This is a genomic window from Paenibacillus sp. PSB04 (assembly GCF_025809195.1).
In the GTDB taxonomy this organism is placed as follows: Bacteria; Bacillota; Bacilli; order Paenibacillales; family Paenibacillaceae; genus Paenibacillus_AQ; species Paenibacillus_AQ favisporus.
This window is the reverse complement of record NZ_CP081301.1, coordinates 4,307,090-4,327,956: the sequence shown is the minus strand read 5'-3', so window position 1 is coordinate 4,327,956 and position 20,867 is coordinate 4,307,090. Positions and strand designations below refer to the sequence as shown.

Sequence of the window (20,867 nt, the reverse complement as noted above, 5' to 3'; positions counted from 1 at the left end):
TGGGTTGCAGCGGATGCCGCTGTACCGTAGCGTGGCGAGACCATGCTGCTGCAGCGACAGGTTCACACGAGAGGTCTGGTCAGGATCCAAGGGGCATATGCCCCTGAATCCCGCCATGGTATCCGTGTACAAAATACGATGTTACCGCCCGCTCCATCGGACTCATCTGCCTCCCGCACCGATTCCGGCAGCGGAGAATACGCGATCGAACCCGGCTTTGGAGCGGCGAATCAGCTGTTCCGGCGTGTCTTCCGGCATGGCCGGCGTCAGCACTTCCTGCGATACGATACCGTCATATCCGATGCGCTGCAGCCCTCTTAAAAAGCCCTCCAGGTCGATGACGCCTTCCCCAGGGTACAGACGCCCGTTATCCAGCACGGCCTCGACCGGCAGATCCGGTGCGTCGTTGATATGCACATGAACGATCTGCTGCGGCTGCAGCCGCTCGATGTCGTCTACGGAGAGACCGTTCGTATACCAATGATACGCATCCAGCAGCAGGCCGACATTCGGCTCACCGATCGCTTCGACCCAATCCAGCGTCTCTTCCATCGTCCAGATAAAAGGGTGTTTCCACGCCGTCCGCAGATGATGCGGACCAACGAATTCCAGTCCGAGCCTGATGCCATAGGCGCCGAGGATTTGGGCGCAGATGCGGAGGCGCCGGGTGGCGATCGCCATGAAGTGCGCCGGTTTGGCGTCGGTCGATGGCAGAATGTACGTGCAGCAGCGCGTACAGCCCAGCGCCCGGGCTGCGGCAGCAGCTTCCGTCAGGCCAGGCAGCCCGGCGAGGAACTCGTCCTCGCCCGCCCTCCATTCCACAGGCAGGCCGATCGCGCCGACGACGACTCTGTGCCGCTCAAGCTTAGCCGCAGCCCCCTCTGTTCCCAGCCGCTCGATCAATCCCCGGGCATCGATGTCAACCGCTTGAAAACCGCCCTCACCCGCCAATTCGATGAACCTCTCTTCACTTTCGACTGCTCCCAAACCGGCAAGCGTCAATCCCTTCAGCATGTGATATTCCTCCTCACTGTTGTTTGAAAAAAATCTCCATCCCAATGCAATCTGCCTGAGCAGCCCGGCGCTCTATGAACCACTCGTTCCCTGGACCGGCGTCAGCCCAAGCTTCGGATTGGCCAAGTCGAGCTTATACATGACCTGATTGTAGTTATAACGCGGCGTCGGGACATGATTGGTGAACGTATTCGTATACGTGCCCTCGAAGTAGATGATCCGGCCGCCCTCCTTATTGAAAAACTTATGCTGGGCCACGTTATAAAAAGTATAGTTGTTATGCGTGACGATCTTTTTAGCCGTGGTCCAAGGTCCTTGAGGCGCGGGAGCTTCCGCGTACCAGATTTCTCCGAGCACGGAGGACTTGCCTTGCATCTGCTGCCCGATCATCACGTAACGCTGCCGGTAATCGTTCCATTCGATGGAGCTTGAAGCGATTTGAACCTCTTCGCCGGTATCGGCGTCTTTTAATTGAAAGTAGGTCGGATCGTCCGCCTGAATCAGCCCGGCATCGATCAGCTCCTTCTCTTGAACCTGGGTGAGCGGCGGGGTGTTCTTTTTCCAGCCCCATACGAGCTTGCCGTCCGCGCCGCGTTCAAGGGATGTTTGGGCCCCGTTGTAAGTCGTTCCCGGCGTCAGGCACGTAAACGACTCGTATTGGGTATAGTCGGTGATGGCATCATAGCTTGCCGACACGCGCAGGTTCGGCATCCGGTGTTCGGTAAAGAGCCAGTAGCCCTTGCCGTCCTCCTCGTAATAAGCCGCCTGGCCGCCAGGATGGCGCCAATCGTCTTTGGAAGGGAACTGAACGACCTGCTCGAACTCCTTCTTCTCGTCGTTAAAGGCAAGAATGCCGAAGGCGCTGAGCTCGGGATTGTGCGTGCTGTAACCGGCGAGCAGGCGTTCCTGCCCGCTGCCGTCCTTGGCGGTCATCAAGCCGAACACCCAGGCGATGCCGGCACCGTCAGGCAGCTGGGGAACCAGGCTTTTAACGAAACCGTCCTCTTTCGTAAAGTAATCCAAATCGATGCCGGTATCGGGATCGAGACCGCCTTTTTCCGGCAGCTTCGAAGTGGCACCCGTCACACGAAAGTTCCCGAGGGGATAAGCGGGTCTGTCCGTATCGCCCCAGAACCAGTACAGCCGATTGCGGTACTTTATCGTTTGGACGGAGTCCTGACCCATCACGAGCCCGTTCAGGAGCGGCTCCTTGACCGGCGGCTTCTGGCCAAGCAGGACGCTGTCCCGGTAGATGCCTTGACCGGTGACCCGGTATAACCGCTCAGCAATGTTGACCCGGTCCATTTTCAGCGTCACGCTTCCACCGGGCGTCACTTCAACAGCCTGGCCGCGGTAACCGAACATGTCTGTCGGCACCTCATAGCCGTCGCTCGACATATGGAAAAAGACCGTTTGATCCATCAAGCCCGGCTCATTGAAAGCCACAACACCTGCGCTGTCCGTATAGTACAACATATTGTTCGTCGTCTTCAGCTCGACCAGCGGGATCCCCCGACCCGTCTCGGCGTCCACGACTTTGATCATAAACGGCTTCTGAACCACTTTCTTAGCGCTGCTTACATCCGGCATGGCGCTATTCCCTTCCGCCTGAGCCGCCATCGCGGCGCCGGGCGCCGTCATGACCGTCAGCATGACACAGGTCCAGATGCCCGCGCTTTTCCAAGGCTTCCATTTCATTTCGTTTACCTCCTGGGCGGAGTGCCCTATTGGGATCAGCGAATCATGTCCGCTTCCGCATCAGCCATCACTTGCGGTTCTGAACTGGCTCAAGACCCAGCCGCGGATCGTCAAGATTCAGCTTGTACATGACCTGGTTGTAGTTGTAGCGCGGTGTTGGAGTATGGTCTGTATACGTATTCGTATAGGTCGCCTCGAAGTAAATGACGCGTCCGCCGTCTTTGAAGAAGAACTTGTGCTGGGCCGGGTTATAGAAGGTATAGTTGTTATGCGTAATGATCTTCTTCGCCGTCGTCCAGGGGCCTTGGGGCGAGTCTGCTTCCGCGTACCACATTTCCCCGAGAACTGAAGTTTTGCCCATCACCTGCTGCCCGATCATCACGTAACGCTGCCGGTAATCGTTCCATTCGACGGAGCTTTGGGCCAGCGAAACCTCTTCGCCGGTATCGGCATCTTTCAGCTGATAGTAGCGCGGGTCGTCCGCCTTGATCAGGCCAAACCCGATCAATTCTTTTTCTTGATCCTGGGTCAGCACCGGGGTGTTCTTCTTCCAGCCCCATACCAACTTGCCGTTCTGGTCGCGCTCGAGAGACGTATTCGCGCCGTCATAAGCCGCTCCCGGCGTCAGGCACGTAAACGACTCGTATTGGGTATAGTCGGTGATGGCGTCGTAGCTGGCGGCCACACGTAAGTTCGGAATCCGGTGCTCGGTAAACAGCCAGTATCCCTTGCCGTTCTCCTCGTAATAGGTTGCCTGACCGCCCGGATGGCGCCAATCGTCCTTGGAAGGGAACTGGACGGCCTGTTCAAACTGCTCCGTCTGATCGTTGAAGACCAGGATGCCGCGCGCAACGATGTCGGGATTTAGCGTCGTGTATCCAGTTAGCAGACGCTCTTTTCCCGTGCTGTCCTTTGCCGTCATCAAACCGAAAATCCAAGCCATGTTTCCCCCGTCGGGAAGCGTCGGCACCATGCTCTTGGCAAATCCGTCCTCTTTGGTAAAATACTTCAGGTTCACACCGACATCCGGATCAAGTCCGCCGTTTTGCGGCAGCTCCGACGTCGCACCCGTCGTGCGGAAATTTCCCAGCGGGTACGCGGGTCTGTCCGTATCGCCCCAGAACCAGTACAGCTTCCCGTTGTATTCGATCGTCTGCACGGAATCCTGGCCCATAATCAGACCGTTGATGACGGGCTGTTGAATCGGCGTATTCAAACCGAGCAGCAGACTGTCACGGTAAATGCCCTGGCCGGTCACCCGGTACAGCCGCTCGGCGATGTTGACCCGGTTCATCTGCAGCGTGACACTGCCGCCAGGCGTAACCTCGACTACCTGCCCGCGGTTGCCGAACATGTCGGCGGGAATTTCGTAGCCGTCGCTGGACATATGGAAGAAGACCGTCGTATCCATCAACCCCGGTTCGTCGAATGCCACGACGCCTGCGCTGTCCGTATAATACAAAATGTTATTCGTCGTCTTCAGCTCCACAAGCGGAATGCCCCGGCCCGTCTCGGCATCCACGACCTTGATCATGAACGGCTCCTGTACCTCTTTCAACGTGCTGCCTGCTTTTTGCTCGGCGCTGTTTCCTGCAGCCTGGGCCGGCGTAACACCCGGTGCCATTGTAACTAACAGCAGCGCGGCGCAGGTCCATGCACCCGCCTGCTTCCACATTTTCATCTTCAATACCATCTCGGCTTCCTCCCGACTTCTTGTCGATTTGTCATTGGTGGAATGGTCTCGATGCTGTTGGTTAGGACGTTTTGGACAGGACTCTTTGGGCCGCATCGTTGTAAATTTTCAACACTTTATCGATATCGCCCATTTTTTTAACCTGATCGATAAATTTCGGCCAGTTGTCAAAGCTCTGCTTCCCGGCAACAAACTTTGCCTGCTCTTCCGTAACGAATGTTTTGATCGGATTCATGATCTCGGATATTTCCTGGCTTTCGTCCGGTGTGAACTGGATGGCCGGCTCGCTGTACCACGAAGGGACATAATCATTGTTCGGCATTGGCAGACTTGTCAGATAAGGCGACTTTTCAAGCGGGACTTCCTCATACTTGCCGTTAAATACGGTATAATCCGTTGCGGCAAAATCTACGAATGCTCTGGCATCGTTGACCATTTGCAAACCCGGGTTATAATTTTTGCTTGCCCGGATCCCGTACTTATCCCCTTCCAGCCATGGATCCTTCGCCGTTTTAAACGAATCCATAAAGGTCGGATTGCCGTCTTCTCCGATTTTGTAGGTCGTTCCTTCAATTCCCCAAGTCACGAGCCTGATGTTTTCGTCGGAATATTGTAAATCGATCAGCTTGATTAATTCTTCCGGATTTTTGGCTTTGGAGCTGATGCAGAACGTGGCCCAGCCCAGGTCAGGGGTATTTCCGTTCGTCGCTTCCTGCCACGCCTTTCCGTACTTCGGATTGTCCGGGTACAGCGAAACTGCAAATATTTTGCCGTCATCCGCGTTTCTTGTGTAATCTCCCGGCTCCGTAAACCACTGGGTCAGCCACATGAAAGTATCGCCATTCATCGCCTTCTTCCGGATCGTGTCGTCCGTATCGATCGTGTACTCGGGATCCAGCAGCTGCTCCGAATACAGCTTGTTCGCGAACTGAAGGGCGTCTTTATATCCTTCATTAAAAATGCCGTACACGTATTTGCTGCCATCCCAGTAAATGTCGTCCTTGATGTGATTCGCGGAGAAGAGCGATCTCAAACTGTTCCACTTCGTATCCACCGGGTACTTATCGGGATACAGCTGTTTCAGCTTTTTGGCCGCGTCATAAAATTCATCCAGCGTTTCCGGAATTTTGATGTTCTTCTCCTTGAATACATCGTATCTGTAGGCGGATACGTTTTGAATCAGCAAGCCTTTATCCTGAGGAAATCTGGGCGTCGAAGTTTCCTTGAAAGAGTACATTTTTCCTTCAGAGTTGGTCACACGCGCCATGCCGTTCTTCACCTTGCTGAGATAGTTCATATAGTTGGGCATTAAATCCTTATACTGGCTGAGCTCAAGAATTTGGCCTTGTTCAGCCATGTCCGTGATATCGTAAAATAATGGCGTGACGAAAAAATCCGTCAAATCGTCGCTCGCAATCATGAGCTTTACTTTTTCGTCATATTCCGATGACGGAATATAATTAAACTTAATATTCAGTTTTTTGCCCAGTTTGGCTTCCATCTGCTTTTTCCATTCCTTGCCGATCATGCTGTTCTCGTTGTCCACCCCGCTCGACGGAAGCGTTACGGAAAAAGATAACGTGTCGCCATCCGCAGAATCCTTGGAAGTCTCGTCGGACTTGGAGCAGGCCGTTACGGAAAAGGCCAGCATGCAAGCCAGGATCAGGCTGAGCATTTTTGCTTTTTTAACCATCCCAATTCCTCCTATAACATTGTTTATTAAATATGGCGTAAAAGAATCTTTCCTCTTACATCATGTTGAAAATATCTGTCAGCCCTTAATCGCTCCCACCAGCACCCCTTTCGTAAAGTGCTTTTGAAAGAATGGGTAAATCGCCATAATAGGGAACATCGTAATGATGATGACGCTCATTCGGATCGCTTTCGGATCAAGTGAGGAGCCCGATGAATTGATAGCCACGTTGCCGGCGCCCACCCTGCCTTGGATCGCGTTGGTATCCAGCGCAAACAAATAGTTTCGCAGAATCATCTGCAGCGGATACTTATCCTGATCCTTAAGATAGATGAGCGCTTCAAACCAGCTGTTCCAGCTTCCTACCAGACCAAACAAGGCAAATGTCGCAAGCAGTGCCTTCGACAAAGGCAGGACGATTCGGAACAGGACAACGACATCGTTGGCTCCATCCATGACCGCCGATTCTTTCAGCTCTGCCGGCACATTCGAAAAGAAGGTCCGGAACAAAAACACATTGTAAGCTCCAACCGCGCCGGGAAGGATCATCACCCACACCGTGTCAAGCAGATGCAGACTGCGCATCAGCAGGTAAGTAGGAATTAAGCCCCCGCTGAAAAACATCGTGATCATCAGAAAGATGGTGATAAATTTCTTTCCCGCAAATCCGGGAATGGTCAGCGGATAAGCCAGCAGCGAGGTAAACAGCAGCATAATACCGGTAGAACCTACCGCGTAAAGGATGGAATTCAGATACCCCTTATAAATGAGCGAGTCTTTAAATACGTCTGCGTAAGCCTGTACGGTAAAGCCTTTCGGCCAAATCGTAACGCTTCCCGAGGCGATGTACTTCCCGCTGCTGAAGGAGGTAGCGATAATATTCAGAATGGGGTACAGCACAACGACAAGGATCAACAGCATGATGAAAATATTAAAGGCGTCAAACACTCTGGAACCGAAGCTGATTTTTCTCAAGATTATCCCCCCTAAAACAAACTCGTCTCCGAGACTTTGCGGCTGACCCAATTGGAAATGTATAAAATGACAAAGGAGATGACCGACATAAATAATCCGATGGCCGTGGTATACTCGTATCTTGCGCCGAGGATCCCCTGACGGTATACATACGATCCAATGACGTCAGCCACGCTGTAAGTTTCAGGCGAATACAGCAGAATAATTTTCTGAAAATCGGATCCGAGAATTCCGCCCAAGGCGAAAATCAGCAGGATGATCGTCGTCGGTTTGATCGAGGGCCAGGTAATGTGCACGATCTTTTTCCACCGGCTCGCTCCGTCCACTTCCGCCACATCGTAATAGGTCGGATCGATCCCGCTCAAAGCGGCAAGGTAGATGATTGTTCCAAAGCCAACTCCCTGCCATACGCCGGAAGAGATGAAGATCGTTCGGAAATATCCCGGCTCCAGCAGAAACATGATCGGGGTGCCGCCGAAGTATGTAATGATTTGGTTGAAGAGGCCGTCTCTCGCCGTAAAGTCCTTCAGCATCCCTGCAACGATCACCACCGAAATAAAATGCGGGAAGTAAGAAACGGTTTGGACGAATTTTTTAAAATGCTTATTCCTCAGTTCGTTAAACAACAAAGCGAGGATAATAGGCGCAGGGAACGACCACAGCAGCGTATACAGCCCCAGAAGCAGCGTGTTTTTTAATACGCGGAAGGCCATCGGGTCATGAAAAAACGTGGTGAAATATTTAAAGCCGACCCAAGGGCTTCCCATGATCCCCTTTGATGCGTTGTAATCCTTGAAGGCGATGGTGATTCCATACATCGGAAAGTAGCTGAAGACCAGCACCGTGATCATACCGGGCAACACCATCAGGTACAGATATCGGTGTTTCCACAGTTTGGACCATCGCTTTTTATTGGTTGCCGCCAACATAAACACCCCTTTTCTAGTTACTTCAAATCATCGCTTGAACTCCGGCCGTTCTTCACCGAAAAACCGCATCGGATACGTTCATCTTTGAAAGCGCATTCAATACATGCTGTTAAATACCTACTCCCCGAGATCGAAACGCTTTCAATTAGGTGTGCAAGCTTGAGTCACTACAACGGTAAAGACGGTTAGACATAACTTAAACGTACTCATCAAGCAGGTAAAACCATATGCATTTTCCCCGGAGTTATTATGCTAAGCGAAGGATAACACATACTAATTTGGTCGTCAATATATAGATTTATGTTTTTAATACAACGTTGTTAGTATACTATCCATTCACACCAGTACAAATCTGATATTTCCGGATAAAATCAACAAATTTCAAGATAAATCGCATAGATACCCCATCTGCTTAACCCAGATTCATACAATAAAGTTGAGTTAGTACGCACTACTTGGTATACTATTTAACAAACAACGCACGATAAGTAAGTATATGTCTATATAAGAGGTGACCCTGCATGAGCAAGAACGATACAACATTGCCCAAGTACCAGCTGGTGAAAGATTATGTACTGTCGCAAATCGAGAATAACGAGCTTGGCAAGGATGACCGGATTCCGAGCGAATCGGAGTTCTCCAAGCTGCTGGATGTCAGCTCCATTACGGTAAGGAAAGCATTGGCGGAGCTCGTCAATGAAGGCGTCATCTACCGGATCAGGGGAAAAGGCAGCTTTGTCGCCAATCCGGCAGAACCAGTCAACCAAACGTCCAATTACGTGACCTTTATCATTTCCGGCAACGATATGTACGACAGTTCGTATATGAAGATTATCAAAGGCGTGCAATCCTTTCTGAACCAGCAGGGATGCAAACTTATCATTGAATTTGTGGAAAATGATGTCGAACAGGAGCGGGAGCTGATCCTGAAGCTGATTCAGTCCGAGAACCGCGGGCTGCTGATTTATTCCGCCAATCCCGACGCGGCAAGGGAGTACCTCAACGAAATCCGGAAGAAGTCGATCCCGTTCGTCATGCTCGACCGCTTTCCTGCCGGTTATCCGGTCAACTGCATTACATGCAATAACCATGACGGCGCTTATGAGGCTGTTGCGTATTTAATCGCCCAGGGCCACCGGAAGATCGGCTTCGCCGCATATGATTTTCATCTGAGCACCGAGGTCGAACGGTACAACGGATACCGCCATGCTATGGCAGACGCTTCGCTCGGGCCGGATGACGATGTCTTGTTTCTTCAGCGGGAATTAGATTATGCGAAGCTGCTGCGGCAAATTGAAAGAGGCGAGCTCACCGCCCTGTTTTGCGTCAACGACAGACGCGCGCTCGAAGTGATTGGGCAGCTTACGCAGCAAGGGGTCAGCATTCCGGAGCAAATATCGATCATGGGATTCGATGACGTAGAAAGCTCGAAATATGCCAAAGTATCTTTGAGCACCGTCAATCAACCCTTCGAGATGCTGGGCTATGAAGGGGCAAAACTGCTGTTTGAGAGCAGCAAAGACTTGTCCGGCGGATCCAAAAAAATATTGCTGTCCACAGAGCTCGTCATCCGCGAGTCGATCCAGTCCAACGTAGAGCCATGACGCTCTGCTTTTCTATTATGAATTTTTCACATAATGAATTGAGCCAACCATAAATTAAAAAGGGAACGGCCGCCTAAGGCCGTTCCCTTTTCCCGTTCAGAAGATGTCTTCCTACTCTATAAGATAAGTTCATATAATACTGTCTTTCTCGCAGGAATTAACTTTGTTCGCTTTAACCAAGCTTTGCCTGATCCGCCAGCGTGACGGACGGCTGCCGCGTACCGTGCAGCTCGAACAGTATGATTTCGTTCCGGCCTTCGCGCAGCAGCGGTGCCGGGATATACAGTGTGGACTGCGGCCCAACCTCCCAGTACCGGCCGAGGTTAAACCCGTTAATATAAGCGACGCCTTTTGTCCAGCCTGTGACGTCCAAGAAGGTATCGGCGGTTCCGCTTACCTCAAAGGTGCCTCTGTAAAATGTAGGGGTATTCTGGCTTGCAGCATCTAAGCCGGCGGCCTCTTCTTCCTTCAGATGCGGAACAAAGGCCAACTGGTCCAGGTTGTTCAGCGGAAGCGTGTGGATCGTCCATCCGAACAAAAACTGGTTGCCTAACCGGACCCCTTCGGTAATCCCTTTCGGGTCGTGCATGTACGGCCCGTAATTGACCCTTCCGAGGTTCTCCACCAAAATTTGCAGCTTCGCGCCGCCGGCCGGAATCGTCAGCTTCAGGCTGCGCTGCTCATCCCAGCGCTGCACGACGCCCCGGTACTCCCCGTCGACAAAAATGAGTGCACGGTCCCGCACCTCCTGCAGGATCAGGTCGGCTTCGCCGCGCGGCCCGGAGACGAAGGTCGTGTACAGGATAAAGCCGTAGTCCTGATCCAGCTGCTCCATCGTTTCCGGCACAGCCCGCTCCACCGCGTTCGACAGGTCGGAGAGCGAGTCGAATAAGCCGACCCGGTCGGTCAGGCGGACCTCGCCGTAGCTCTTCCGCTCGATCGGATCGGGAAGCTGCAGTTCCGGCAGGTCCACGTACTTCGATAGAACGTCCCGGACCGCATAAAATTTCTCTGTCGGCTCTCCCCATTCATTCAGCGGAGAATCATAATCATAGCTGGTGACGGTCGGCGCGTACCCTTCTTCCCCGCAGTTCGCGCCGTTGTAAAAGCCGAAGTTCGTCCCGCCGTGGAACATATAGAAGTTGACCGAAGCGCCGGCCGCCAGCATGTCCTCGAACACGCGCGCAGCATCCGCCGCATCGCGGGTATGATGCGGCTTGCCCCAATGGTCAAACCATCCGTTCCAGAACTCCATGCACATATACGGCTTGTCCGGCTGATAGGCTTCAAGTTCCTGAAAGGCTTCAACCGCACGGGACCCGAAGTTGACCGTCTCCAGCACACCCTCCACCATGCCGCCCTGCAGCATAAAATCTCCCGGCCCGTCCGAGGTGAACAGCAGCACGTCCACACCGCGGGATGTAAGCCCTTTCTTTAAATGGTTCAGGTACGCCTTGTCATTGCCGTAGCTGCCGTATTCGTTCTCGATCTGCATCGCAATGATCGGCCCGCCGTTCGTGCTGAGCAGCGGAACCAGCTTCGGAATCAGCACGTCATAATAAGCATCGACGTGGCTCAAATACCGGTGGTCATTGCAGCGCAGCCGGATACCCGGTTCCTTGAGCAGCCAGGCGGGCAGACCGCCGAACTCCCATTCGGCGCAAATATACGGGCTGGGTCTTACGATGACATGCAGGCCGAGTTCACCGGCCGTTTCGACGAAGCGGACGAGATCCGCCCCGTGATCGAACACGAACTCCCCTTTTCTGGGCTCATGGATATTCCAGGCCACATAGGTCTCCACCGTGTTAAAGCCGCAAGCCTTCAGCTTCGTTAACCGGTCCCGCCAATACTCGGGAACGACCCGAAAATAATGGATCGCCCCGGAAACCAGGCGGATGGGCTCGCCGTCCCACACAAACTGCTTGCCTTGAACGCTTAGTACACTCATCGTTTCGCCTCTCTCATGAATGGGATTTGGAGGTTACTTGCTTTCCATTTTTTTATGATAAGCCTCTGTCATCTCATCCGCAACCTGTTTCAGCGTCGGATCGCTTCGGAGCTGCTCGATGAGCTTGTCGTAGTTTTCGATCGTATCCTTGCCGATGATCACTTTGGTGCGCATATCGCTCACTTTTTTCGAAATTTCCGGATAGTATTTATTGTAGGCTTCGGAGTACAGCTCGTTGCCCGGGTTCGGTGTCTTGATTTGTTTGCGCTCATTGACGATTTCCACATTACGGTTGTATACGTCGTCCGGCATGCCGACCGCTCCGATCGACATATCGTCGCTGATGAGGTGGATCAGGTTGTTCATGTTGCCGTCGCCCACCTGGTCCTTGGCTGCCTGCGGCGTCGGGATTTTGCGGCCGTTCTCGACCGTGTAGTCGACGCCTTCAATGCCGTAAGTTGCCAGCTCATTGCCTTCCTTGCCGTAAGCGTAATCGAAAAATTCAAGGATTTTCTTCACCTTGGCTTCCGGCACTTTTTTCGGGATCAGGTACACGCCGTAATACGGCGATCCGGATGGCGTATATTTTTCCCCTTCCGCGTTTTGCAGATAGGTGATCGGCATGTAATCGGCCGTAGGCACCACTTCCCTGATTTTGGAGCCCGTCACCCAGGCGTGGTTCATCGACTGCGACGTGCCGCCCGATTTGCCGCCGCGGATCAGGTCGACCGTCTGGGAGTACTTCAGGATCGCGAAATCTTTCGGGAACAGTCCGGCGTCATACGCTTTTTTGATCCAGAGGAGCGCATCCCGCGACGCGTCTTCCGTAATCGTCGGCACCAGCTTGTCATCCTTCAGCTTCCAGGCACCCTGCACGCCGTTGAACACTCCATACACAAAGCCCATCGTATCGCTGTTGGCGGCATACGGAATTTCGTCCGCCTGGCCGTTTCCGTTCGGGTCCTTCTCCTTGAACGCCTTCAGCACGTCGAAAAATTGGTCCATGGTGGTCGGGGTTTGCAATCCCAGCTTGTCCATCCAGTCCTTGCGCAGAATCGGGAACGCCCCTCCTCCATAGCTCGGGTAATAGCGGGGAATGCTGTAATTTTTGCCGTCGACCTTCGAATCCGTCCACATTTCGGCGAGCGCGGGCTGGCTCAGATTCGGGTAATCCTTGATGAACGGGGTCAGATCCCAGAACACGCCTTGGCCTATCATTTTTTGCAGCTGCGGATTCAGCAGCGATTCCACGAACGTCACCTCCGGCAGATCGCCGGATGCCAGCATGACGTTGATCTTCTCCTCGGACGTTGTCGGCGACAGCCAGGTAATATCCAGCTGTGTGTTCGTGCGCTTCTCAAATTCCTTCCAGATCGGATTCGTATTGTCGATAAACTCCGTCGCGTAATTCAGCGTTTGCATCTGTATCTTGGTCGGGGCCGAAGAATCCGCCGAGCCGCTTTTACCCCCGCCGCCGCAGGCGGACAGCAGCAGGCTGGTGCCCACCGCCACAACGAGCGTTTTGATGAACCATTGCCTTGCTCTCTGTTCTGCTTGTCTTTTCATAGAGAATAACCTCCTTTGGATTTACCCTGTACTATATCTTCATTCCTTGACCGAGCCCACCATCGCCCCTTTGGCGAAGTGCTTCTGGAGGAACGGATATACGAGCATAATCGGAATCGTCGCAATGACCACCGCGGCCATTTTGAGCGTCTCCGTCGGCATCTGCCGGTTCATCGTAACGCTGATATTGGCGTTCTCGCCGCCGCCCATCGTCGTCGGATCGACGAGCATATTTTGCAGGAGCACCTGCAGCGGCCATTTGTTCTGCTCATTGATGAACATGATCGCGTTGAAATAGGTGTTCCAGTACCCCACCGCAAAAAACAGCCCGAAAGCGACCACCGCCGGCAGCGACAATGGAATGATAATCCGCCAGAACACGCTGATTTCGGTGCAGCCGTCGATCCGCGCGGCCTCTTCCAGGCTGTCCGGGATGCTGTCGAAAAAGCCTTTCATCAGCAGCACGTACCAGCCGCTCGTCAGCGACGGCAAAATCAGCGACCAGACGCTGTCAATCAGGCCGAGGTTTCGGACCACCATGTACAGCGGCACAAGTCCCGGCGTAAACAAAAACGTAATCAGGATCATGACCATCATCGTCTTGCGGAACCGGAGCCGGCGGACCGAGATGGCATAGGCCAGTCCCCCGGTCACCAGCAAGCTCAGCAGCGTGCCCACGGTCGCCAGAAACAGGCTGATCAGCACCGAATTGACGAACAAGCCGTTGCTCAGCAGATAGCGGTATGCATCCAGCGACCAGTGATGCGGCCACAAAATCAAATCCCTCGTATAATACTCCGTCGGATCCGTAAACGAAAGCACAATCGTATAATAAATCGGAAACACCATGGCCAGGCTGAACAAAATCAGCAGCCCGCCGTTGGACAGGCTGAACAGGCGGTCTTTCCAGGTCAGGGACAGTTCCATCCGCTGCAACTCTCCTTTCGAAGTTTTACCTTAGTACAAGCTGTCTTGACCCAGGCGTTTACCCGCCTTGTTCGCAAGGACGACCAGGATGACGCCGACGACCGATTTGAACAGGCCGATGGCCGTGCTGTAGCTGAACTCGCCTTGGCGGATGCCGACCCGGTATACATAGGTATCGAACACTTCGGCCACCTCCGTTACCGCCGCGTTCATCATCAGGTACACCTGCTCGAAGCCGGTATCCATAATCGTGCCGAGGCGCAAAATGAACAGGATCATAATGACATTGCGCATCGCGGGCAGCGTAATATGCCACATCCGGCGGAACCGCCCGGCACCGTCCATGACAGCTGCTTCATACTGCTGGGGATCGACGCCCGCGATCGCCGCGAGGAAGATGATCGTACCCCACCCTACTTCCTTCCAAATGGACTGAACCGTCAGCATGCCCCAGAAATAATGCGGATTCGATAAAATATCGACGGTGCTCCTCCCGCTTGCCTCCAGCAGCTTGTTGATCAGCCCTTCTGATTGGGAGAACATCAAATACGTCAGCCCGTAAATCAGCACCCAGGACAAAAAATGCGGAATATAGATCAGCGACTGAACCGACCGCTTCATGATCTGATTTCTCACCTCGTTCATCATCAGGGCCAGAATAATCGGAGCCGGGAAGAAAAACACCAGATTCATCAGACTGATGCCCAGCGTATTGCGGAGCAGCATCCAGAAATCGGGGTTGGAGAAAAAGCGGACAAAGTGCTCAAATCCGACCCACTTGCTGCCCATGATCCCAAGGTAAGGAGAATAATCCTGGAAGCCAATGACCAGATTCGTAATGGGGATGTACTTAAAAATAATGAAAAACAGCAGCCCCGGCATGGCCAGTAAATACAAATACTTGTCGCGCCGAAGATCCGGCCACAGCCTCCGCTTCTTCAGCGTGATCTCCCTTAGCGGAGCAGATTTCCCCGGGGCGGATCGCCGCTCGGACTGCCCGCCCATCGATGTTTCGCTCATCGCGCTCCCTCTCTTTCGTCATAAATGTCGGTCCCCTGCTAGCTGATCCGCGGCAATCGGGATGGCTGGCTGCTGCCCGGGTTGATATCCATCCGGTGGTTATGAGCCTGCCGCCCTGCGGCCGCTTATGTGAATCATGTTAGGGGACCGCCGGATTTCCGGCAATTCGATTTTCTTTCCCGTCAGAACAGGCGCCACACCCTTGGACATGTCCAATTCTTTAAGCGAAGCGGCTGAGGCCGCTTTTGATCAATCATTTCCGTGTGTCCGTTTCTGGGGATTGCACTTTTTTGACTGGCGGAAATTCATGGGTTACAGGTCTATTCAACCCCGCTGCCGTTCGTTATGATAGACATACTATCGTTATGATCAAGATTCAAAGCGGAAGCAAACGAGCGGGAGTGGTTACCATGTTGAGAGACTACTTGGCGAAAAGGTTCGCATCGAAAGGGACCGTATACTGGAGAAGCATCGCGCTTGCGATCCTGCTGACCTGTATTCCGATCACGATCGTCAGCTGCATTGGCGGGTATGTCGGCAACCGGTACCTGATCCAGCAGTATCAGCAAAATAACGAGATCATGCTGCGGGAATCGGTGCGCAGAATCGACGGCCAGTTCGCCCAGCTGGTACAGTACGCCCTGCACATGATGGCCAACCCCATCTTTAAGCCTGCGATCGCGGACATGAACTATGTCGATGAGTTCGAAAAGACCCAGGAACTGCTGGACACGATGTCGCTGATCGAAAACGGGGAATCGCTGATCGATCAGGCTTATTTGTACATACCGAAGCAGAATGTGCTGCTGCAGCCGGTCCTTGGCCTGCGCACGCTGGACGATCCGGCGGATCGTGCCGTTTGGAACAGTCTCATGAACGGGGATAAGGGCATTTTCTGGACGAATCATCTCACCCGGCCGTTTGGGCGCAGCGGCTCCAAGCATGCGATCGTCATGAAGCTGCCTTTTAACGGCCAAACCTCTTACGGGGCGCTCGTCCTGTACGTCAACCCGTCCATGCTCCAATTGAACGTGACCCCAGACCAGGCCGCTTATGTTCTCGATGGCAGCGACGTGGTCATTGGTCAGTCGGATGCCGCCAAGTCGTATCCCGAGCTGCTGCCGCGGATCATGGAACAGCTCGGCTCGACCAAGCGCACGTATGACAGCCAGTCGCGCTTTCAAATCCGTGCGGATCATGAGCAGTTCCTCATGAATGCGGTTTCTTTTGAGAAAATGAACCGGATCTGGACCTTTGTGACGGGTACCCCGTCATCCAAAGTCACCGCGCCCAACAGTGCCTATACGCATGTGGTGGTCGTCTACTGGGTTCTGTCTCTCATCGCCGCGCTCGGGCTGAGCTGGTTTGCGTCCAACCGCTTCTACCAGCCGTTCCGCAAAGTGATGGATCTGGTCAGGGACGGCAAAACGGATGAAGACGCCGACCCGTCCGACGAAATGGCCTACATTGAGGCAAAATGGCAGCAGTACCGGTTTGCCAACGAGTCGCTGCAGAGCCGGCTGGATCAATCCACTCCCAAAGTCAGGGAAGCGCTGATCAACCAGTTTGTCCTGGGACAAGCCGCTCATTTATCGGAGACGGAAATGATCGAAAAACTTCGCGCCCTGCAGCTCGACGTGACAGGCTGCCTGTTTTCGGTCGTGGTCTGCCAGCTGCACGGACTTGACGGTCACAAGGCCCCCCTGACAGAAAAGGACAGCCAGCTCATCACCTACGCGGCCATCAACATCGTCGGCGAAATGTCGGAGGCGTCGGCAACCTATGTGCATACGCTCGATTTGCTCGACGGTTCGATTGCCGCGGTGCTGATATTTCCGGAAACCTCCGCCATGGATGCCCGGGATGAACTGCTTCGGCTTGGCAGGGATATGCTCCGTGCGCTGGAGCATGTGCTGCGCATGCCGTCGACGATCGTCGTGAATGGCCCGGCGTCGCTGTGGATGGACATTCCTTACCTGCTGGAACAGTCGCGCAAAGCGCTCAGCTACCGCACGTTTACGTCGGAGAGCCAGCTGCTGGATGCAACCGCCGTGCTGGAGCAGGCGAATCCCGAAGTCGATTTTCCGTACGATCTGGAGCAGGAATTTACGCATACACTGAACCTCGGGCTGGAACGCGAGGCAGCGGACATCCTGGAGCGGTTCGTGACCGCGCTAAAAAATGAAGGCGCGCCCGAATGGGTCGTCCACCAGGGACTGATGCGCCTGAAGAGCAGCCTGTACCGGTCCATGCTGCAGTCGGGACATAACCCGTACGCCCTCTTTGACGGCGTCCAGCTGGAAGAAGAACTGAGGACGCTGAGGGACGCTGAGGCGTGTATCCAGTGGTTCGGCAAACGGGTAATTCGGCCGTACATCGACATGCTGTCCAAGAGCTACCAGCATGCCATGAAGGATATCGTCGATCAGGTGCTGGCAACCATTCACGACAATTACATGTGTGATATCTCCCTCGAGACGTTCGCCATGGAAGCCGGAGTCAGCGTGTCGCATCTCAGCAAGGCGTTCCGCCAAATGACCGGCTCGAATTACATTGATTATTTAACGGCGCTCAAAATCGGCCGCTGCAAAAAGCTTCTGCTGACGACCGACCTCAAAATGAACGAAATCGCCAAATCGGTAGGCTATCAGCCGCCGTATTTCAACCGGATGTTTAAAAAGCTTGAGGGAATGACGCCAGGGCAGTACCGTCTTCAATTTAGCGAAACGAAGCTCGGAAAGGCCGAATAAGAGTGGTTCTCCCGGTCTCCAGGCATGCAAAAAAGGCTCCCTTCCGGAACTTGAAGTGTTCCAAGGGAGCCTTCTCTATCGGGCAATTCATTAAGGTTAATTGCGCTTCGTCATGAGCCGTTTAGCCCCGGGACGCCTTACGTCAGGCCGATCTCTTACGTCAGACCCACCCAGTCCCGCGGGGCCACTTCCTTCCAGCGCGCCCGGATCTCCTGGTACTTGTCATGGCTCAGGCTCGTGCTTGCAAGCATCTCAGCGTTCTGCGACCAGCGCCCGGGCTTGTTCGTTCCCACGATCGCGGTATCCACCCCGGGCGTATCCAGCGTAAAATGAAGGGCATCCGCCACCGCCTGTTCGTTGTCCCTCAGAAAGTCATACTGCAGCTCCTTCAGCCGCTGCCAGTATTTATACGGGTAGGCGTTCTCGGGGAGCTTGTCGTAAGTCCAGGCTACGTTGGCGATCGGCCGCTTGGCGATGATCCCCATTCCCCGCTTGCGGGCTTCCGGTAGCGTCAGATCGATCACTTCCTGGTCGGCGATATTGAGCGACACCATCAAGCTGTCAAACACGCCGGTTTGCACCGCATACAATGCGTCAATCGAATCGCCGCTGTATCCGATAAACCGCGTCTTTCCCTGCTGCTTGGCCTTTTGCAGCACTTCGATCACCGCGCCCTGTCTCAGCACATCCTCCGAGCAGCTGTGCAGATGGATGCAGTCGACATAATCGGTCTGCAGCCGCTTCAGGCTGCGGTCGATGCTTTTCTCCAGCAGCTCAGGGTCCCAATCTTTATAATCCAAGCCGGAGGCATGTCCGCACTTGGTGAATAAATAATATTCGCTGCGGCGGTTCGCCATCGTTTTGCCGATCAGCTCCTCGCTGTCGCCGTAGCACTCCGCCGTATCGATCATGTTCAGGCCCGCATCAAGAGCGCTGCCCAGCAGCTGCTCGACTTTGGAAAGGTCCGTTTCCTTGCCGATCTCCGCTCCGCCAAAGCCCAAAATACTCACTTCCATGCCTGTCTTGCCGAATGCCCGTCTTTCCATAATGAAATCCTCCCTGGTTTCATAATTGGATACGTTCATAGATACGAAGTGACTTTTACGCAGTATATGAGATGTTTACCCAAAACGGAGGGCCGCCAAACCGCTGGCATGGACGGTTCTTCCTCCCCGGCCCGCTCCGATTCAAGAAATGCTCGCTTCCCAGTCAGCGAGAGCCTATGTATTCAGTTCCATCTATAAACTGCTAAAATATTGGCTGATATTGCCATACTGCGGGTGAACCTTTTCCGAATACCGCTCGTTCGTGTAGCTGCCGATCACTTTCCGCCAGAAGGCCTGAGCCGGCAGATTGTTTTTGATCTGGGTCACTTTCCATCTGCCCTTGAACCGATCGAACAGCGACTGCGCAGCCCAGGTTCCCATGCCGGTGCGGCGGTATTTTTGCATAATAAAAAACTCCGTCATGTAAAAGTCGCCTTCGACCGGGTCGTACAGCCGGTCCACCAGCGCAAAACCGGCCGGCACCTTATCGTACGAAATCAAAAAAGCATGCTTGCCGGTTCCCCTACGCCAGTACTCGTCGATTCCCGGGTACTCGGGAAATTTGCCGTTATCGTCCACCACGATATCCTGGTAGCGGGAAAAATCGTACATATACAGCTGCATCAAATTGTAGATCACTTGCCTGCGCTTGTGCGGAACCAGGTCCAGCCTGAACTCCATTAACTTCACCTTCCTATTTTCCTGTTCACGATCCTAAACTTCATTTCCACTATATAACTTTGTCAACGGACGGGCAAGGTTATACACGGACGGATTTCCTGACATATACGTAATTGAAGCGGACATCTGTTCGCCCATTGTGTTAATATAAAAAGATACGAAGAAAAGGAAAGATGAGGGATGACGATGAATGTTCAAAAGGAACAAGACCGGAAAAAGCTCGACGACAAAGTGCTGATCATGCCTTGGTACGTCCAGCAATTTATCGATTACAAGCTGCCTGATCTGTCGCCGTCCACTTTGCTTGAATATATCCGGGATTACGAAACGTTCTTCAACTGGCTCCGGGCCGAAGGATTGTCCGCTGCGCCGGACATCGGCAAGGTAACGCTGGAAGAGCTGGAGGTGCTGCGGATGGAAGACGTCGTCAGCTACCGCTTGTATTTAACGACCCGCCGGGAGAGTGCCAACTCCAAAATTACCGTCTCCCGCAAGCTTTCTTCCATGCGCTCCCTGTTTCATTACTTAAGCCAAATTGCCGAGGATGACAACTTTTATCCGCTCCTGAAGCGCAACATTATGGCGAAGGTGGAGATCAAACGGATCCACAAACCGAAAGACACGGCCGCCAAACTAAAAGGGAAGATCCTCGAGGAAGACGAGCTCCTGGAGTTTATTGGTTATATTATGGACGGCTACGCCAAGGATGTCGCCAATAACAAGCAGGCGCTCTACGCCCATGAGCTGAATAAGGAACGCGATGCCTGCATTGCCAGCCTGATTTTGAACTCGGGGCTTCGGGTGTCCGAGGTCGTTAACCTGAATGTCGATGATCTGGACATGAACAACAAGATGCTGTATGTGTACCGGAAGGGCAATAACGACGAGACGTTCAAGACCCCGGTCTATTTCCGCGAGCAGGCAAGGGATGATTTGGCCCAGTACCTTAACCTGCGTCAGTCCAGATACAAGGTGCCCAAGCGGGAAAAAGCGCTGTTTGCAGCGCTTCCGAACGGGCATCAGGAAGGCGGACGCATGACCAAGCGGGCGATCCAGGCGATGATCATCAAGTATGCCAAGCGCTTCGGCAAGCCTTATCTCACCGTACATAAGCTCCGGCATTCCTTTGCCACCGACTATTATTTGCAAAACGATATTTACAAAACGAAGGAACAGCTCGGCCACGCCTCAACCGAAACGACGGAGGTGTACGCCCATCTCACGGACAAAACGATGTCCGAGGCGATTGAGCGTAGGCTTGAACCGTAACGGCTTTAGGCGAGGCCACAATAAAAACAGCACTGCCGCATCCGGTATATC

At 53.5% G+C, this 20,867-nt stretch carries 15 protein-coding genes; 3 read left to right on the top strand and 12 right to left on the bottom strand.

Features of this window, described 5'->3' with window-relative positions; translation table 11 throughout:
• Window positions 1–162: 162 nt before the first annotated feature.
• The 6 genes from K2F33_RS20070 to K2F33_RS20045 all read right to left on the bottom strand — a co-directional run bounded on the left by K2F33_RS20070 (window position 163) and on the right by K2F33_RS20045 (window position 8,002).
• Window positions 163–1,014, bottom strand: a complete 852-nt coding sequence (locus tag K2F33_RS20070) for a sugar phosphate isomerase/epimerase family protein (RefSeq protein WP_263878357.1) — start codon at window positions 1,012–1,014, stop codon at window positions 163–165.
• A gap of 72 nt (window positions 1,015–1,086) precedes the next feature.
• Window positions 1,087–2,712, bottom strand: a complete 1,626-nt coding sequence (locus tag K2F33_RS20065; protein ID WP_263878356.1) for a hypothetical protein — start codon at window positions 2,710–2,712, stop codon at window positions 1,087–1,089.
• Window positions 2,713–2,779: 67 nt separating this feature from the next.
• On the bottom strand, window positions 2,780–4,405 hold the full coding sequence (locus tag K2F33_RS20060) for a DUF4185 domain-containing protein (protein ID WP_263878355.1): 1,626 nt from the start codon (window positions 4,403–4,405) through the stop codon (window positions 2,780–2,782).
• 61 nt (window positions 4,406–4,466) lie between these two features.
• Window positions 4,467–6,098, bottom strand: a complete 1,632-nt coding sequence (locus tag K2F33_RS20055; protein WP_263878354.1) for a type 2 periplasmic-binding domain-containing protein — start codon at window positions 6,096–6,098, stop codon at window positions 4,467–4,469.
• 78 nt (window positions 6,099–6,176) lie between these two features.
• Window positions 6,177–7,073 (bottom strand): carbohydrate ABC transporter permease, encoded by an 897-nt coding sequence (locus tag K2F33_RS20050; protein WP_089547852.1) that lies wholly within the window; start codon window positions 7,071–7,073, stop codon window positions 6,177–6,179.
• Between the two features lie 11 nt (window positions 7,074–7,084).
• Entirely contained in the window at window positions 7,085–8,002 is a 918-nt protein-coding gene (locus K2F33_RS20045; RefSeq protein ID WP_412973932.1) for an ABC transporter permease, read from the bottom strand.
• A 521-nt stretch (window positions 8,003–8,523) separates the two neighbouring features.
• Between K2F33_RS20045 and K2F33_RS20040 the strand changes: the two genes are divergently transcribed.
• Window positions 8,524–9,606, top strand: a complete 1,083-nt coding sequence (locus tag K2F33_RS20040) for a GntR family transcriptional regulator (protein WP_263878352.1) — start codon at window positions 8,524–8,526, stop codon at window positions 9,604–9,606.
• A gap of 172 nt (window positions 9,607–9,778) precedes the next feature.
• On the opposite strand, the gene K2F33_RS20035 is transcribed toward K2F33_RS20040, so the two are convergent.
• Genes K2F33_RS20035 through K2F33_RS20020 form a run of 4 tightly spaced genes read right to left on the bottom strand, consistent with a single transcriptional unit; the run spans window position 9,779 to window position 15,070 of the window.
• Window positions 9,779–11,557 (bottom strand): glycoside hydrolase family 35 protein, encoded by a 1,779-nt coding sequence (locus tag K2F33_RS20035; protein WP_212984217.1) that lies wholly within the window; start codon window positions 11,555–11,557, stop codon window positions 9,779–9,781.
• 33 nt (window positions 11,558–11,590) lie between these two features.
• Entirely contained in the window at window positions 11,591–13,123 is a 1,533-nt protein-coding gene (locus tag K2F33_RS20030) for an extracellular solute-binding protein (protein WP_084203935.1), read from the bottom strand.
• 39 nt (window positions 13,124–13,162) lie between these two features.
• Window positions 13,163–14,050 (bottom strand): carbohydrate ABC transporter permease, encoded by an 888-nt coding sequence (locus K2F33_RS20025; RefSeq protein WP_263878351.1) that lies wholly within the window; start codon window positions 14,048–14,050, stop codon window positions 13,163–13,165.
• 30 nt (window positions 14,051–14,080) lie between these two features.
• A complete protein-coding gene (locus K2F33_RS20020; protein WP_263878350.1) occupies window positions 14,081–15,070 on the bottom strand; it encodes an ABC transporter permease in 990 nt (329 codons plus the stop codon).
• Window positions 15,071–15,480: 410 nt separating this feature from the next.
• Here K2F33_RS20020 and K2F33_RS20015 point away from each other — a divergent pair, with 410 nt between their 5' ends.
• The gene (locus K2F33_RS20015) at window positions 15,481–17,820 is read left to right on the top strand and encodes a helix-turn-helix transcriptional regulator (RefSeq protein ID WP_263878349.1); all 2,340 of its coding nucleotides are present in this window, start codon (window positions 15,481–15,483) and stop codon (window positions 17,818–17,820) included.
• Between the two features lie 155 nt (window positions 17,821–17,975).
• Here K2F33_RS20015 and K2F33_RS20010 read toward each other — a convergent pair whose 3' ends face one another.
• Together K2F33_RS20010 and K2F33_RS20005 are read right to left on the bottom strand one after the other, a co-directional pair.
• Window positions 17,976–18,866, bottom strand: coding sequence for an aldo/keto reductase (locus K2F33_RS20010; protein ID WP_089547858.1), 891 nt, complete (start codon window positions 18,864–18,866; stop codon window positions 17,976–17,978).
• 192 nt (window positions 18,867–19,058) lie between these two features.
• Window positions 19,059–19,547: a GNAT family N-acetyltransferase gene (locus tag K2F33_RS20005; protein WP_263878348.1), complete on the bottom strand. Its 489-nt coding sequence runs from the start codon at window positions 19,545–19,547 to the stop codon at window positions 19,059–19,061.
• A gap of 186 nt (window positions 19,548–19,733) precedes the next feature.
• On the opposite strand from K2F33_RS20005, the gene xerS reads away from it, so the two are divergent.
• On the top strand, window positions 19,734–20,816 hold the full coding sequence (gene xerS / locus K2F33_RS20000; protein ID WP_263878347.1) for a tyrosine recombinase XerS: 1,083 nt from the start codon (window positions 19,734–19,736) through the stop codon (window positions 20,814–20,816).
• The last annotated feature ends 51 nt before the right edge of the window (window positions 20,817–20,867 follow it).